At 69.2% G+C, this 15437-nt stretch carries 17 protein-coding genes and 1 tRNA gene; 9 read left to right on the top strand and 9 right to left on the bottom strand.

Going from position 1 to position 15437, the window contains the following annotated elements; translation table 11 throughout:
- Positions 1–149: 149 nt before the first annotated feature.
- Genes pyrF through Q5H91_RS04830 form a run of 4 tightly spaced genes read right to left on the bottom strand, consistent with a single transcriptional unit; the run spans position 150 to position 4176 of the window.
- Complete coding sequence (gene pyrF, locus Q5H91_RS04845; RefSeq protein WP_305172087.1) at positions 150–824, bottom strand: orotidine-5'-phosphate decarboxylase; 675 nt, start codon at positions 822–824, stop codon at positions 150–152.
- Positions 821–1162 (bottom strand): hypothetical protein, encoded by a 342-nt coding sequence (locus Q5H91_RS04840; RefSeq protein ID WP_305172086.1) that lies wholly within the window; start codon positions 1160–1162, stop codon positions 821–823. Before Q5H91_RS04840 ends, pyrF begins: the two co-directional genes overlap by 4 nt.
- 52 nt (positions 1163–1214) lie before the next feature.
- A complete protein-coding gene (locus tag Q5H91_RS04835) occupies positions 1215–3452 on the bottom strand; it encodes a patatin-like protein (RefSeq protein WP_305172085.1) in 2238 nt (745 codons plus the stop codon).
- Between the two features lies 1 nt (position 3453).
- Entirely contained in the window at positions 3454–4176 is a 723-nt protein-coding gene (locus tag Q5H91_RS04830) for an endonuclease/exonuclease/phosphatase family protein (RefSeq protein ID WP_305172083.1), read from the bottom strand.
- 215 nt (positions 4177–4391) lie between these two features.
- On the opposite strand from Q5H91_RS04830, the gene Q5H91_RS04825 reads away from it, so the two are divergent.
- Complete coding sequence (locus tag Q5H91_RS04825; RefSeq protein ID WP_305172082.1) at positions 4392–5081, top strand: Npun_F0296 family exosortase-dependent surface protein; 690 nt, start codon at positions 4392–4394, stop codon at positions 5079–5081.
- Between the two features lie 114 nt (positions 5082–5195).
- The gene (locus Q5H91_RS04820) at positions 5196–5543 is read left to right on the top strand and encodes a hypothetical protein (RefSeq protein ID WP_305172081.1); all 348 of its coding nucleotides are present in this window, start codon (positions 5196–5198) and stop codon (positions 5541–5543) included.
- Between the two features lie 50 nt (positions 5544–5593).
- Here the strand turns inward: Q5H91_RS04820 and Q5H91_RS04815 are convergent, their stop codons facing one another.
- The 3 genes from Q5H91_RS04815 to Q5H91_RS04805 all read right to left on the bottom strand — a co-directional run bounded on the left by Q5H91_RS04815 (position 5594) and on the right by Q5H91_RS04805 (position 7473).
- Positions 5594–5833 carry a hypothetical protein gene (locus tag Q5H91_RS04815; RefSeq protein WP_305172080.1) on the bottom strand — a complete coding sequence of 80 codons (240 nt, stop codon included), beginning with the start codon at positions 5831–5833 and terminating at the stop codon, positions 5594–5596.
- 191 nt (positions 5834–6024) lie between these two features.
- Positions 6025–6097 (bottom strand) — tRNA-Thr (locus tag Q5H91_RS04810).
- A 53-nt stretch (positions 6098–6150) separates the two neighbouring features.
- Positions 6151–7473, bottom strand: a complete 1323-nt coding sequence (locus tag Q5H91_RS04805; protein ID WP_305172079.1) for a replication-associated recombination protein A — start codon at positions 7471–7473, stop codon at positions 6151–6153.
- A 146-nt stretch (positions 7474–7619) separates the two neighbouring features.
- Here Q5H91_RS04805 and Q5H91_RS04800 point away from each other — a divergent pair, with 146 nt between their 5' ends.
- Complete coding sequence (locus Q5H91_RS04800) at positions 7620–8198, top strand: PadR family transcriptional regulator (RefSeq protein WP_305172078.1); 579 nt, start codon at positions 7620–7622, stop codon at positions 8196–8198.
- Positions 8195–8506, top strand: a complete 312-nt coding sequence (locus Q5H91_RS04795; RefSeq protein ID WP_305172077.1) for a DUF2218 domain-containing protein — start codon at positions 8195–8197, stop codon at positions 8504–8506. The genes Q5H91_RS04800 and Q5H91_RS04795 overlap by 4 nt, the downstream gene beginning before the upstream one ends.
- 119 nt (positions 8507–8625) lie before the next feature.
- On the opposite strand, the gene Q5H91_RS04790 is transcribed toward Q5H91_RS04795, so the two are convergent.
- Entirely contained in the window at positions 8626–9786 is a 1161-nt protein-coding gene (locus Q5H91_RS04790) for a glycosyltransferase family 4 protein (protein WP_305172076.1), read from the bottom strand.
- Between the two features lie 117 nt (positions 9787–9903).
- Here Q5H91_RS04790 and radA point away from each other — a divergent pair, with 117 nt between their 5' ends.
- The 5 genes from radA (at position 9904) to Q5H91_RS04765 (ending at position 14452) form a co-directional block, all read left to right on the top strand.
- Entirely contained in the window at positions 9904–11274 is a 1371-nt protein-coding gene (gene radA / locus Q5H91_RS04785; RefSeq protein ID WP_305172075.1) for a DNA repair protein RadA, read from the top strand.
- Positions 11275–11368: 94 nt separating this feature from the next.
- Positions 11369–11932 (top strand): CvpA family protein, encoded by a 564-nt coding sequence (locus tag Q5H91_RS04780; protein ID WP_305172074.1) that lies wholly within the window; start codon positions 11369–11371, stop codon positions 11930–11932.
- Positions 11929–12369: an iron-sulfur cluster assembly scaffold protein gene (locus Q5H91_RS04775; RefSeq protein ID WP_305172073.1), complete on the top strand. Its 441-nt coding sequence runs from the start codon at positions 11929–11931 to the stop codon at positions 12367–12369. The genes Q5H91_RS04780 and Q5H91_RS04775 overlap by 4 nt, the downstream gene beginning before the upstream one ends.
- Complete coding sequence (locus tag Q5H91_RS04770) at positions 12369–14129, top strand: cation:proton antiporter domain-containing protein (protein WP_305172072.1); 1761 nt, start codon at positions 12369–12371, stop codon at positions 14127–14129. The genes Q5H91_RS04775 and Q5H91_RS04770 overlap by 1 nt, the downstream gene beginning before the upstream one ends.
- Positions 14126–14452: a DUF423 domain-containing protein gene (locus Q5H91_RS04765; protein WP_305172071.1), complete on the top strand. Its 327-nt coding sequence runs from the start codon at positions 14126–14128 to the stop codon at positions 14450–14452. Before Q5H91_RS04770 ends, Q5H91_RS04765 begins: the two co-directional genes overlap by 4 nt.
- Positions 14453–14737: 285 nt before the next feature.
- Here the strand turns inward: Q5H91_RS04765 and Q5H91_RS04760 are convergent, their stop codons facing one another.
- Positions 14738–15364, bottom strand: coding sequence for a PEPxxWA-CTERM sorting domain-containing protein (locus tag Q5H91_RS04760; protein ID WP_305172070.1), 627 nt, complete (start codon positions 15362–15364; stop codon positions 14738–14740).
- Positions 15365–15437 lie beyond the last annotated feature (73 nt).

The raw sequence follows: 15437 nt of genomic DNA, 5'->3' as shown, positions 1-15437 counted from the left end.
CCCTGCAAGGGGAGGGGGACCGCCCGGCGTAGCCGGGTGGTGGAGGGGTGTCACCGGTGGCCAGGGTGCGCTGCCTTCACCAGCGGTGACACCCCTCCGTCAGCCCTGCGGGCTGCCACCTCCCCTTGCAGGGGAGGAGTTGAAAGGATTTACAACGTCGCGGCGATCGCCCTGGCCGCGGCGTCGGGATCTTCCGCCTGGGTGATCGGGCGGCCGATCACCAGGATCGAGGCGCCGGCATCCATTGCCGCGCGGGGGGTGACGACGCGCTTCTGGTCGCCGACCCCGCCGCCGGCCGGTCGCACGCCGGGAACGACCAGGAAACCCTTCGGCCAGCGCTTATGAACCGCACCCACCTCTTCGCCGGAACATACGATGCCGTCCACCCCGGCCTCAGCCGCCAGATCGGCGAGGCGCAGGACATGGTCGTGGGGCGTGCCGGTCACGCCGGTCGCGGTCAGATCGAGGGCGTCGAGGCTGGTCAGCATCGTTACCGCGACCACCTTCGTACCGAGCGGGGCAGCGGCCTTGGCATCCTCCAGCATCGCCCGGCCGCCGCTGGCATGAACGGTCAGGATCGCCGGTTCGACGGGGCCGAGCGCCTGCACCGCCTTCGCCACCGTATTGGGGATGTCGTGCAGCTTCAGGTCGAGGAAGATCGGCAGGCCGAGCGCCGCCATCTCGCGCACCCCGGCCTGGCCGTGCGCGCAGAAGAATTCCAGCCCCAGCTTCAGCCCGCCGACATGGGTCCGTACGCGCTGCGCCAGAGCTTTCGCGCGGGCGAGGTCCGGGGTGTCGATCGCGACATAGATACGGCTGGTCATGCGGTGGGCGTCGCCGAGGTGGTGACGGCGGGCAAGGGCTCGCCGAGCGCGCCGGTCGAGGGGGAGGGGGCAGCAGGCGGCATCACCGCGGCGCGCGTCTCCGCCAGCACCCGTTCGCAGGTCGTCAGCCGCTGGCGCAGGCGCCAGCGCTTGGCGGTGTGCCAGCCCAGCGTCGGCAGCAGCCCGGCAAGGAAGGTGGCCAGCAGCAGGAAGGGCAGGTTGATGTCCGCCACCAGCCCGCCGGGCAGGCGGATCGGCACCGCCGTCCAGTTGCCGATGGTGAAGACCGCCGCCAAAAAGGCGAGCAGGCACCAGAACAGGATCTTCAGGAACTGCATCACCACCTCCGGGGATAGTTGCTAGCCGCGCGAGCCCGGCTTGACCAGAGTTTCACCCGATCTCGCGGCGGAGGGACGCGATCAGGGCGGGGATAGCGGTCAGGCGGGGTTCCTCTTCGTCGAGGATGGCGAGGAACGCGCTCCGCTTGATCGCGGCGACGCGGCCGGCACGCAGACGGACCGAGGGGGGCAACGAGGAGACGACGATGTCGACCAGCCGCTCGGCACCGTGCAGCCGGCCCCAGAGATAGTCGTTCTCGCGATAGGCACGGCTGAAGAAGGCGCCGAAGCTGTTGAACTGGATGCCCTTCAGCGTCGCTTCGGCACCGCCGGTGCGGATCGCGACCGCGTCGTCCGGGGCGATGCGATCGACGCGGATGGCGTCGAACTCGTCCACCCCCTCGCCCTGCAGCAGCGGCAGGGTGGCGGCGTCGAAGAAGGGAAAGCCGAGATAGGCGAGGAGCAGCGGCCGGCGTGCCTCGCGGTCGAGTGCGGCTAGCGCCGACGCCAGCCGCTCGTCGGTTTCCTCGTCGAGACGCGACAGGTCGAGCGATATCGCGAGCGCGTCGAGGAACGCGGCGGGCTCATGCCGCAGGCGTCGCGCGGCGGGGCGCAGCGCCTCGCGCGTGTCGGTCCGCTGCGCATCGAGATAGCCGGCGAGCGACAGGTAGATCGCCTCACGCACCGGCTCCAGCCCGACGACGGCGCGCTCCTCCAACTCGCCAAGCCGCCTGGCGAGCAGGCGCAGGCGGCGGATGCGAAAGCCGGTGTCGAAGCGGCGGAAGAAATCGACCGCCTCGGCGCCCGTCGCGTCGGTCGGCACGACGGTCGACAGGGCGGCGCGCGCCCGGCGGTCCGCGCCGGCACCCTCGGCGAGAGCACCCAGCGAATCGACGACGCCGGCCAGCTTCAGATGGCCATAGGCCGTGTATCCGTAACCGGCCTGCGCCGCCGCCGTCGCTTGCGCCCGCGCGCGCCACGCCGCGATCCGCTTGGGTGTCGGCCGGTCGAGGAACAGGGTCCGGCCGAATGCCGCCTCGACCTGCGCCTCCACCGCCGGGCGGATCGCATCGAGGATGCCGCGCATCCGCTCGATCGCGCGGCTGCGGGTGGCGAGCGCATCGAGATTGTCGCGGATCGGCTGCTGGCGGGGCAGCTCGCTCAACGCGCCGAGAATGGTCTGGAAGAAGCCGGGCGTGTCGCCGCGCCCCCCGACGCGAAACTTGGTGCCGGGCGAAGGGTCGATATAGACGAAGCGGCGATCGACCTGCCGCCGCGCCGGTCGATCGCGCAACGCGTTGATCGCCGGGCGGAACGGCGCATTGGCCAGGACCGAGCCGTCGATCAGCACCGCCTTGTCCGCGCCGTTCGCCGCCGCGCGGCGGGGCAGGATGCGGGCCAGGAACGCGTCACGCTCCCGCCAGACCATCCCTCGTCGTGCCAGCACGGCGTCCAGTTCGGCAACGGTGAAGGGCGGGAAGGCGCCGGGAAAGCTCGACGTGGCGCGGGCCGCGAACGCCAACTCGGGCACCGCCGCCAGCATGTCGACCGCCTCGCCCTCGTCGGAGAAGCTGACGACGACGCGGTGCTCGGTCTCGATCACTTCGGGCGGTGAGTTCAGCGGCAGGCGCTCGGGATGGCCGCCGAAATCGGTAACGGTGACGAACAGGTCGAGCGGCTGACCCTCGGGCAGCAGACGGGGGCCGCGCGGCCCGTCGGCCATCAGCGCCAGCGCGTCGAGCAGCAGCCCGGTAAAGGTCTCGCCCCCGAACGGCGGCTCGAACCAGCGCGAGCGGACGAAGCGCGACAATTTCGCGCGCACCTCTTCGCGGGTGGCGGCGTCGTCGAGCGCGTCGACCGCCTCTGCGCTGCGCCCCGCCGCCATCCAGGCGAGCGGCAGCGCCCACATCTTCGAGAAACGCGACGATGGCGCCGCCGCCGGATCGATCAGCGCGTCGACATCGGCGGAGGAGAGCCACAGGTCGGTCAGCGGATCGAGGCTCTGCCCGGTGCTGATCGCCTGTGCCAGGAAGATGCCGTTGATCCCTCCCGCCGACGCCCCGGCGACGATGTCGGCGAGCACGCGCAGCCGCAGCGACCCGCGCTCCTCCAGCTCGCCGAGCAGCGCGTGGTAGATGGCGTCGGTGCCGGGCAGCGGTTCCGCGCCTTCGTGCCAGGCGCGACTGGCGCGGGTCAGGCGCCAGATCTCCTTGGTGATGCCGTGCATATAGACGGCCAGGCTGATGCCGCCGTAACAGACCAGGGCGAGGCGAAGCTCCTTCTCGCGCATGTCAGGCGGGCGCCACCTCCGCCCAGATCGGCAGGTGGTCCGATGCCTTGCGCGCGGCGGCGCTGGCATGGACGCCGCAATCCAGGATCTTCAGTTCGCGCGACACCATGATCCGGTCGAGTCGCCCGATCGGCCGGCGCGCGTGGAAGGAGGGGCCGGTCGTGGCGAACTGGAAGTCGCGACCGAAGTCGCGCAGGCACCCCGCCGCCGCCGTCCACTCGTTCAGGTCGCCCATCATCACGGTCGGATGCGGGGTCGACTGTTGCGCGACATGCGCCAGGATCGCCGCCGCCTGCTTGCGCCGCCACAGGCCGGACAGATCGAGGTGCATGCCGACGATGCGCAGGGTCGCGCCGCCGATCACCACATCGGCGGTCACCGCGCCGCGCGGCTCCAGCGCGGGCAGGTGGATCGCCTCGCAATGGGTTACGCCTGCCGTCTTGCGGACGAGCAGCGCGTTGCCGTGCCAGCCCATCGACGCCGCGCGCTTGCCGACCGCGACCGGTTTCCAGTCGCTATGCTCGTCGAGCAGGTGGCGCGGGATCACGCCCTCGCGCGTGCCGAAACGCCGGTCCGCCTCCTGCAGAGCGACGATATCGGCGTCGATCTCGCGCAGCACCTCGATGATCCGCTCCGGACTGCGTCGGCGATCGGTGCCGATCCCCTTCCTCATATTGTAGCTGGCGATGCGAATACGCGGCAACGATGAGATCTCGGCGGTCATGCGTACCCTGCAACGCCGGGCGGCACGTCCGGGTTGCAGCGGGCAATACCGCAGTCCGGGCAATCCCTGCATTAACCAGAAACCGTCCGATTTTGGGAGGTCCCGAAATGGCACCGATGTTCATCTGGCAGAAAGGAAAGATTAGGACGAAACGGGGATCACCGGATCGGCAAAGTCCAATCACCCGCCGCCGATAGACTTTAGAGGAACCCGCCATGAAGAAGATCGCTCTTGCTGCCGTTACTGCCGCCGCCGCCTTCGCCGCGGTTCCCGCCGCCGCCGTGACTTTCCAGGCGACCGACGGCTCGACTACCGTGTTCAACGCTTCGGCAGTGGGCGCTCAGTACAGCTTCGAAACCTCCACCACGGGCAACACCGGCAATCCGACCGGCTTCGTCCGGACGGGCGGCTCGGTCATGTCGGGCAGCAGCGCGGGCGTTGGGGCCAACCCGTTCGGCGCCGGCTCGGACAACAGCTACCTGTATGTGCAGGCCGGCGTCACCTCGACGATCTCGGCGATCACGACCGCGATCACCGGCTATCAGAACATCTCGTTCTACATGGGCTCGATCGACGCCGGCAACACCGTCCAGCTGCTGGGCGCCGGCGGCGCCGTGCTGAAGTCGTACACCGGTTCCGATCTCGCCGCACCGGCGTCGGCACAGGGCCAGCAGACGCTGCCCGGCACCAACCGCCTGCTGAGCTTCACCGCCGGCGCCGGCGAAGTGCTGACCGGCATCCGCTTCACCTCGACGGTCAACTCGCTCGAGGCCGATAACGTCCGCTTCACCGCCGCGGTGCCGGAGCCGGCCACCTGGGCGATGATGATGCTGGGCTTCGCGATGGTCGGCGCCGGCATGCGCTATCGCAGCCGGAAGTCCGCGGTGAAGTTCGTCACCGCCTGATCGGTTCCTCCGGGGAGGCAGGAGCGCCCGGCGTCGCGAGACGCCGGGCGTTTTCCGTTCGGCATCCTCCCCGCCGGTGACGCGTTGGTCGGATCAGCAGCAGAGGATGCGACCATGGACAGGATCAACCCGCCGACGACCGACGACACGCAGGAGGTGCGCGGCAACCGCGATGGCACCGCCGGCCATCATTTCGGTAACGAGTACGACTCGCACGATGCGCGGTCGCCGACCCATGTCTCGGTCGCATCCGGCAATGGCGGCTCCGCGATCGATCCGTCTGCGGCATCGGAGGGCGACGATGCGGACCTGCCCCCCGACAATGGCCGCCGCGCCCATGTCGACCAGCGCACCGGCGCGGTACATGGCAGCGGCACCAGCGCCGGCGGAGGTACGCGTGGCGACGATCTCGACTCGGACGACGCGGGCGGTAGCGGTGCGGAACGACCGGTTGGAGGATGATCCACGTCTATCCCGACGGCTGGCGGCGCAGCTGCGGACGGCGCCAGTCGCTAGAAATACTGGCAGAACATGTCCGTGAGCGAGACATTGGGGTAGCGCTGCTGAACGGCGGCGATCGCCCATCGTCCCTCGGCGATCCCTTCGGGGTCCGATGCCGAAACATGGGCGGTCCAGTTGCAGCCCGGGATCGCACTGTCGAGATAGATCGACCCGATGTTCGTTCCCGGCGACATCGTCAGTTGCTGGTCATTCAGCGCCTCGTCGATCAGCGCCTTCGCGAAAGCGGCCATCACCAGTTCCTCCCCGAGCGGGATTAGAGGAATGGTTACAAGAAAGTGCTAACCCCTCAGGGAGCCTTCTATCTGCGGATACTTGGCGGTGTCCACGCGGCGCGCGTCCTGCGGTCGTCGTACCAGCCTGATGGACGTGCCACGCCACCAGCCGGTCGCGGCAGTACCTCTTGCTGCGCGGAGCGGGACGGTGCCGGTTGCAGGAATCGAACCCGCGACCTTCGGTTTACAAAACCGCTGCTCTACCAGCTGAGCTAAACCGGCGTCCGTGCGCCCCATGCGTCAGGTCGCGGCGAAGGTCCAGCCTTTGCCGCGCACTATCGCTCGCGCCGGGCCGCGCGCTGCTCGTCCCACCACGCCATGCGCTCGGCGATACGCTTCTCGAAGCCGCGATCGGCGGGGGTATAGAAACGCTGCGGCGTCATCTCCTCCGGCCAATAGTCGGCGCCCGAGAACGCACCTTCCTCGTCATGGTCGTAGCGATAGCCCTCGCCATAGCCCAGGTCGCGCATGAGCCGGGTCGGTGCGCCGAGGATCGACTTGGGCGGGCTGAGCGACCCTCCCTCCTTGGCCGCGCGCCAGGCGCTCTTCTGCGCCATGTAGGTCGCGTTCGATTTGGGCGCGGTGGCGAGGTAGAGACAGGCCTGGACGATCGCCAGTTCGCCCTCCGGACTGCCGAGAAAATCGTAGCAGTCCTTGGCGGCGAGGCACTGGACCAGCGCCTGCGGGTCGGCCAGGCCGACATCCTCGACGGCGGCGCGGGTCAGGCGACGCAGCACGTAGAGCGGTTCCTCGCCCGCCACGAGCATCCGCGCCAGATAGTAGAGCGCGGCCTGCGGGTCGGAGCCGCGGATCGATTTGTGGAGCGCGGAGATCAGCCCGTAATGTCCCTCGCGATCCTTGTCGTAGACCGCGACCCGCCGCTGGAGCAGCGCCGACAATCCCGCCGGATCGAGCGGCCCGGGCAGGTCTATCGCGAACAGCGTCTCCGCCTGATTGAGCAGGAAGCGCCCGTCGCCATCGGCGCTGGCGATCAGCGCGGTACGCGCGTCCGAGTCGAGCGGCAGCGGCGTGCCTGTCATCGCCTCGGCCCGTGTCAGCAGCTCCTCCAGCGCGTCGGCGCCTAGCCGGTGGAGCACCAGCACCTGTGCGCGGCTGAGCAGCGCGGCGTTCAGCTCGAACGAGGGATTCTCGGTAGTGGCGCCCACCAGCACGACGGTGCCATCCTCGACGAAGGGCAGGAAACCGTCCTGCTGCGCGCGGTTGAAACGGTGGATCTCGTCGACGAACAAGAGCGTGCGCTTGCCGGCACGGCCATGATCCTTCGCCTCGGCGAACGCCTTCTTCAGGTCGGCGACGCCTGAGAATACTGCCGAGATGCTGGCGAAGCGCAGGCCCACCGCGTCGGCGAGCAGGCGCGCGATCGTGGTCTTGCCCGTGCCGGGCGGTCCCCACAGGATCATCGACGACAGCCGCCCCGCCGACACCATCCGCCCGATCGCGCCCGAGGGGCCGGTCAGGTGATCCTGCCCGATGACCTCGGACAAGTGCGCCGGGCGCAGCCGGTCGGCGAGCGGCGCGTCCGCGGCGTGAGTATCGGGCGGGGCAGGGGGTTCGAACCCGGCGAACAGGTCGGCCATGCGCCGCGATGTAGGCGCCGGGCAGGGCGCCGTCACCCCCGCTGGCCGCGCGACCCGAGCGATGCTTCAAAATATATCTTGGATCATCTTGATTGATGGCTGGCTAAGATATATCTCCACGGCATCACGACACATATAGGATAGTCATGTTCCACCATTACAATCACAACCACCATCGTCATTGCGGCCAGCGCGGTGGCCGCGGTCCGTTCGGCTTCGGCGCCGCGTTCGGAGAGGGTCGCCCGGGTGGCGGGCGGCGCGGTCGCATGTTCGACGGCGGCGAGCTGCGCCTCGTCCTCCTGCGCCTGATCGCCGACGAACCGCGCCACGGCTACGACCTGATCCGCGAGATCGAGACGATCACCGGCGGCGCCTATGCACCGAGCCCCGGCGTGGTCTATCCGACGCTGACCCTGCTCGACGAGATGGGTCTGATCGCCGAGCAGCAGTCGGACGGCGCCAAGAAGCGCTTCGCGATCACCGACACGGGTAACGCGCACCTGACCGAGCAGGCCGAATTGGCCGACGCGCTGATGGCGCGGCTGCGCTCGCTGGGCGAGCATCGCGAGCGTACCGACGGCGCCGCGCCGATCCGCCGCTCGATGGGCAATCTGAAGGTCGCGCTCGCCGACCGGCTGGGCCGCGGCGACTTCTCGGAGGACACGCTGCACGACGTCGCCGCGCTGATCGACGAGGTCGCGCAGAAGATCGAGCGGCTGCGGTGAGCGCTGCCGTCTCGGTCGCGCGGGTGCCGACGCAGTCGGCCAGCCGCTACCTTCAGCAACTCGCCAAGCACTGGAGCCACAAGATGGCGGTAGCCTTCACCGCCGAGGAGGGGACGATCGACTTTCCGAATGGCACCCGGCTCGTGATGCGCGCCGACAGCGAGACGCTCGACATCGTCCTGACGGTGCCGGCGGGTGAGGACGAGGGTCGGATGCGTGAGGTAGTTGCCAGCCACCTCGACCGCTTCGCTTTCCGTGAGGCGCCGCTGACCTTCGACTGGCAATACAGCTCGAATCCTTCCCTGTAAGCGAAGGGGGACCGCAGCATCGCGGTGGTGGAGGGGTGTCCCCGATATTGCTAGGGGGACACCTCTTCGTCAGTGCTGCGCACTGCCACCTCCCCTTCGAGGGGAAGAGCAGAAGGGCGTTATCTCGCCACCACCTCAAAATAGGCATCCAGCACCGCCGCGTTCGCAGTGTCCCAGCGATAGCCGTCTGCCCGATCGCGCCCGGCCTCCCCCATCGCGCGCCGCAAGGCGGGATCGCCGACGATCTTGCCGATCGCATCGGCATAGCCCGCCACGTCGCGGGGTGAGACCAGAAACCCCGTCTTCCCATCGACCACCAGGTCGACCGCCCCGGTCGCCCGCGCCGCGACGACGGGCACGCCCGCCGCCATCGCCTCGGTGGTCACGTTGCCGAACGTCTCCGTCACCGATGGGTTGAAGAAGATGTCCATCGACGCGACCGCGCGGCCCAGATCGTCGCCGCTCTGGTATCCGGCGAAGACCGCCTCCGGCACCTCGCGCGCGAACCAGTCTTCGGCGGGGCCCTTGCCGATCACCAGCACCTTGTGCGGCACCCCGCGCCGGCCGAGTTCCTGTGCGACCTGGGCGAAGACATCGAGCCCCTTCTCCTTCACCAGCCGGCCGAGAAAGCCGATCGCGATCTCCCCATCGCCGATGCCCAAGCTGCGCCGCCACGCGAGATCGCGGCGGTCGGGGCGGAACCGGTCATGGTCGATGCCGCGCGACCAGATCGACATCGGCGCGGTGACGCCCCACTGCTCCAGCAGCGCGATCATGCTGGGCGAGGGGACCAGCACCCGGTCGAACCGGTTATAGAAGCGCCGCATTAGCGCGATCAGCAGCGGCTCGACGAAGCCGGCGCCGTAATAGCTGGCATAGGTCTCGAACCGCGTGTGGAACGAGGCGACGCAGGTTACACGGTTCTTCTCCGCCCAGCGCACCGCCGCGTGGCCGAGCAGTTCGGGGGCGGAGACATGGACGATGTTGGGTGCAAACGCCTCCAGGTCACGCCGCACCGACGCAGGCAGTCCGCGCGCCAGCCGATACTCGCTGCGCCCGCCCGGCAGCGGAATGGCCGGCACCGACACCAAGTCGCCGGTCGGCGTGAAGGCGGGCCGCGAGGCCGTCGGCGAATAGACGCGCACCTTGACGCCCTGCGCCAGCAGATGGCCGACGAGCAGGTTCAGCGACATGTTGGCGCCATCGCGCGTGTAGTTGTAGTTGCCGCTGAACAGGGCAACGCGCAGATCGGTGGCCGACTTGATGGAGGTGGCCTGCATGGGGCCGGGGCGATAGCGGCGAGTGCGCGCGGACGCCAGCGAGATCGCCCTTTGTTACCGAAATATTGCGAACGGCGCAGCGCTTGTGTTCTCGTCTCGTTCCGCTACATCGCCTGCATGGCCAAGCCGCAGAAACGATATGTATGCCAGGCATGCGGCTCGGTCGCGTCGCGCTGGCAGGGGCAGTGCACCGACTGCGCCGAGTGGAACACGCTGGTCGAGGAGGCGGGGGCGGTCGTCACGCCGTTCGCCGCCAAGCATCATCTGCACGGCGGCGGTCGGGCGATCCAGCTGACCTCGCTCGACGCCGAGGTGACGCTGCCCGCGCGGATGGCGACCGGCATTGCCGAGTTCGACCGCGCGCTGGGCGGTGGCTTCGTAGAGGGTTCGGCGACGCTGATCGGCGGCGATCCCGGCATCGGCAAGTCGACCCTGCTGCTCCAGGCGGCGGCCCGGCTCGCGACGGCGGGGCGCTCGGTCGCCTATGTATCGGGCGAGGAGGCGGCCGATCAGGTGCGGCTGCGCGCGCGGCGGCTGGGTCTGGGCGCGGCGCCGGTGCAGCTGGCTGCGGCGACGTCGGTGCGCGACATCCTGACGACCCTGTCGGCGGGACAACCGCCGGCGCTGCTGGTGATCGACTCGATCCAGACCATGCACTCCGACCTGATCGAGGGCGCGCCCGGCACCGTCAGCCAGGTGCGCGCGTCGAGCCAGGAGCTGATCCGCTTCGCCAAGGAGCGCGGTACCGCGCTGGTACTGGTCGGTCACGTCACCAAGGATGGCAGCATCGCCGGCCCCCGGGTGCTCGAGCACATGGTCGACACGGTGATGGCGTTCGAGGGCGAACGATCGCACCAGTACCGCATCCTGCGCGCCGTCAAGAACCGCTTTGGCGGCACCGACGAGATCGGCGTTTTCTCGATGGAGAGCGAGGGCCTGTCCGAGGTCGCGAACCCCTCCGCCCTGTTCCTGACCCACCGCGACGAGGGGGTGACCGGCGCCACCGTCTTTCCGGCGCTGGAGGGGACGCGGCCGGTGCTGGTCGAGATCCAGGCGCTGGTCGTCCGCCTTGCCAGCGGGGCGACGCCTCGGCGGTCGGTGGTCGGCTGGGATTCCGGCCGGCTGGCCATGATCCTGGCGGTGCTGGAGGCGCGCTGCGGCCTCTCCTTCTCGGCGTGCGAGGTCTATCTGAACATTGCCGGTGGCTACAAGGTGCAGGACCCGGCCGCCGACCTGGCGGTCGCGGCGGCTTTGGTGTCGGCGCTGTCCGAACGACCGGTGCCGCCGCAGGCGGTCGCGTTCGGCGAGGTCGCGCTGTCGGGCGAGATCCGGCCGGTGGCGCATGGTCCCCTGCGGCTGAAGGAGGCGGCGAAGCTCGGCTTCGAGCGTGCGCTGGTGCCGGGCGCGATGGCCAAGGATGACGGCGCGCTGCGGCTGACCGGTTTCCGCACGCTGGCGCAGTTCGTCGATCACATGCTCGGGCGGTGATCGTTTTCGCGAATGGACCGCCATGCCCGGCGCTTCTGCCCCACGATGATTTTCTCTCTCGACACCGCCCGCTATGCCGCGCTTTAGGGCGGACATGGCACTGACCTCGCTCGACGTGATCGTCCTCATCGCCGTGGCGGGTGCCGCGGTGATGGGCGCGGTGCGCGGCTTCGTGACCGAGGTGCTGTCGCTGTTCGCCTGGATCGCGATCGTCGCCGCGCTGAAGCTGTTCCATATCCCCGTCGCACAGGCGCTGACCGGCGTGGTCGGCACCGTATCGGGCGCAGCCGTCCTCGCCTTCGCACTGCTCGCGGGCGTCACCTATCTGGGCGGCAAGCTGGTGGCGAACGCCATTGGCAGGCGGACCCGAACCTCGGTCCTCGGCCCCGTCGATCGCGCGCTCGGCTTCGGCTTCGGTGCGCTCAAAGGGCTGATCCTGGTCAGCCTGGTATTCCTGCTGGTCGCGCTGGTGATCGACACGGTCAGCGGCGGTCCGGCGCGGCGGCCGCTCTGGATGGTCAAGAGCCGCACCTATCCGCTCCTGAACGCCACCAGCGCCGGCATCGCCGATTTCGTCGACCGCCGCCGCCGGGGACTGCCGGTGTTCGGCGCGCGGGCACCCACGCCCGACCCGACCACCACGGGTGACGCATCATGAGCGGGACGCTCTACAACACTGACATCCTGCGCCTGGCCGCCAGCATCCCGCATCACGCGCGGCTGACGGCGCCGATGGGAACGAGCGAGCGGCGCTCGCCGATCTGCGGCAGCCGCGTGACGGTCGATATCGACCTTGGCGCCGATGGGCGCGTCGCCGCCGTCGGCCTGCTGGTTCGGGCCTGCGCGCTGGGGCAAGCGTCCGCGTCTCTGCTCGGAACGGAGATCGTCGGCCGGACCCCGGCAGATCTCGCCGCCGCCCGCGACGCCTTGGCAGAGTGGCTGGCGACCGGGGAAGGCGACGCGCCCGACTGGCCGGGCCTTGCGATCTTCACGCCCGCGCTGCCGCACACCGCGCGCCACGCCTCGATCCGGCTGGCGTTCGAGGCGGCGGCAGAGGCCGCGGCGCTGGCGGCGGCAGAGCGGGTCGACACCTGATGCATGGCACCGGCGAGTTCTCCCTGCTGCGCGACGGCGCCGTGCTGCTCGGCATGGGCCTTGCCTTCGTGCTGCTGTTCCGGCGGCTGGGACTTGGCGCGACGCTGGGTTATCTCGTCGCTGGGGCGGTGGTCGGCCCGCATGTGCTGGGGCTGGTCGGCGATGCGGAATCGAAGATGGGGATCGCCGAACTCGGCATCACGCTCCTCCTGTTCATCGTCGGGCTGGAGCTGAACCCGTCACGATTGTGGCGGATGAAGCAGGAAATCTTCGGCGTCGGGCTCGTCCAGGTCGCGCTGTGCGGGCTGGCGATCACCGGCGTGGTGCTGCTCGCCGGCTTCTCGCCCGCGGCGGCGTTGGCGCTCGGCCTGCCGCTCGGCCTGTCGTCGACCGCGCAGGTGCTGCCGATGCTTCAGTCGTCGGGCCGGATGCGAACGGCCTTCGGGGAGCGGACCTTTGCGATCCTGCTGTTCCAGGACCTGTCGATCGTCCCGCTCATCACCATCATCGCCGCGATGAGCCGCAATCCCGCCGACGCGCATGGACCACCGGGCTGGCTGCTCGCGCTCGAGACGGTGGGCGCCGTCGTGGGGCTGGTGCTGGCCGGGCGTTTCCTGCTGCGGCCGCTGTTCCGGCTGATCGGCAATCTGGGCGAGCGCGAGATGTTCGTGTTCGCCGGCCTGTTCACCGTCATTGCCAGTGCGGCGGTGATGGAACTGCTGGGCCTGTCGACCGCGCTCGGCGCCTTCATCGCCGGCGTGATGCTCGCCGACAGCCCGTATCGCCACGAGCTGGAGGCGGACGTGGAGCCGTTCCGCTCGATCCTGCTCGGCCTGTTCTTCCTGGCGATCGGTATGATGCTCGACCTGAACGCCATCGCCGAGCGACCACTGTTCGTCGCCGGCATGGCGGCGGCGCTGATCGCCACCAAGGCGCTGGTGATCTTCCTGATCGGCCTCGCCTTCCGCATGACGTGGCGCGGTGCGCTGGCGCTCGGCCTGCTGCTCAGCCAGGGCGGCGAGTTCGGCTTCGTCCTCTTCGCGCAGGCGCAGTCGGGGCTGCTGATCGAGCCACAGGCGGCCAGCCTGTTCGGCGCGATCATCACCCTGTCGATGGCGACCACGCCATTCCTGATGAGCGCCACTCGCCGTTTCCGCGCCGAGCCGATCGTCAAGGGCGGCGAGCGCGACGGGCCGACCGCCGACGGCGCCAACGCGATCATCGTCGGCTATGGCCGGTTCGGCCAGACGGTCGGCCAGATGCTGCTGACCCAGGACATTCCCGTCACGCTGATCGACCGCGACATCGAGATGATCGACATCGCGGGCGAGTTCGGCGCCAAGGTCTACTACGGGGACGGCACCCGGCTCGACCTGCTGCGCCAGGCGGGGGCGGCGGACGCCGAACTGATCCTGTTCTGCATCGACGGCGACCAGATCGAGCCCGAGATGGTCGAGGGCGTGCACGAGGCGTTCCCCAATGCCGCCATCTATGTCCGCGCCTATGACCGGCGTGCGCTCATCAAGCTGAAGAAGGGCCCGGCCGACTATGTCGTGCGCGAGGTGCTGGAATCCGCGGTGAAGATGGCGCGCCTGGCGATGCGCGGGCTCGGCATCGCGCCGGCCGACATCGATCGCGCGGAAGAAATGTACCGCGCGCGCGACAAGGAGCGGCTGCGTATCCAGGTGGAAGCAGGCGACATTCGAGCCGCTCGTGCCGAAACCGCCGAGCGCTTTCCCTGGGGGAACGACCCGCGATGATCCTCGCCGTCTTCGCCGCGCTGTCGGGCGCGCTCGCCGTCGCCGCCGGTGCGTTCGGCGCACATGGCGCCTCCGGTCAGGCGGCGGAGTGGCTGCGCACAGGCGGCCAGTATCAGCTGATCCACGCGGTCGCCGCCCTCGTCGCGCTCCGCTGGGAGGCGCGCGGCCCGGCGTGGCTGTTCGTCGCGGGCGGGGCGATCTTCGCGGTCACCCTCTACGCCATGGCGCTGGGCGCGCCGCGCTGGCTGGGCGCGGTGACGCCGATCGGCGGCGCGTTGCTGATCGGCGGCTGGCTCTGGCTCGCCTGGCAGCTACGCGGTTAGGATATTCGGAAGGCGCTCCCCGCGTCCGCAGGATTTGTGCAGAATTCCCTTCGTCATGCCGGGCTCGTCCCGGCATCCACCGAACCGCATACGCTCGATACGCTGTTCTTGCGGAGCCGTGGATGCCGGGACCAGCCCGGCATGACGAAAGAAGAGGTGCCGACGCGAAACCCACGCAACGTCTCGCGTTCGCAGGAGCACGGGTACGCTTCCACTCGCTCCAGGCAATAAGAAAGCCGCGAGCCTTGCGGCCCGCGGCTTCCCTGTCCGTTACGGCTCGGCCGTTCAGGCGATCGCGGCGCGAACGCTGCGACGGCGATAGCGCGATGCGGCGCCGACCATGCCGAAGCCGACCAGCAGCATCGCCCAGGTGGCGGGTTCCGGCACCGCGGTGATGCGGTAGTTGGCGGTTTCGAACGCATCCACAGCCGGCGAATTGTTGAACGAGATGCTGCTGATCGTCTCACCAGCGCTCGCGGCGAACTGCACCGCCTGCGAGATGCTCTGGTTGCCGTCGGTCGTGGTGAAACCCAGCGAATTGGCGGTGTAGGTATAGCTGCGCTGGTTGGTGGTGAGCGTCAGCTGGTTGTACGTGTCGGGCGAACCCCACAGGAAGCTGAGATAGGTCAGCGCGTTGGTGAAGGTCAGCGTGGCCGGCTGACCCGCGGTCGGGCCAACCGCGAGGAAGGCGTTGCCGAAGATGGTGCCGGCAGGCATGTCGGCAAACGGACGGTCGTTGGTGTACACCGTGCCACCGGACAGGGTGGCAACTGCGCCACCGTTCAGGCCGGCCTGGCTGAGCGACACGAGCGTGCCCCCGCTGCTGCCCAGCGTTGCGGTGACGGCGGCATTGGCGGCGGACGGCATCACGCACAAGGCGGACGCGGCAAGGGCGATGGTCTTCAAACGCATACGGGATCTCCCTGTTCGACAAACGCCTGCCGTCCTGCGACAAACGTTGCGGGCCTAATCCCCGGTTAACCAG

It is taken from the genome of Sphingomonas aurea (assembly GCF_030678875.1).
GTDB lineage: Bacteria > Pseudomonadota > Alphaproteobacteria > Sphingomonadales > Sphingomonadaceae > Sphingomonas > Sphingomonas aurea.
Note: the sequence above shows the minus strand (reverse complement) of the source record. Positions and strands in the feature narration are given on the sequence as shown.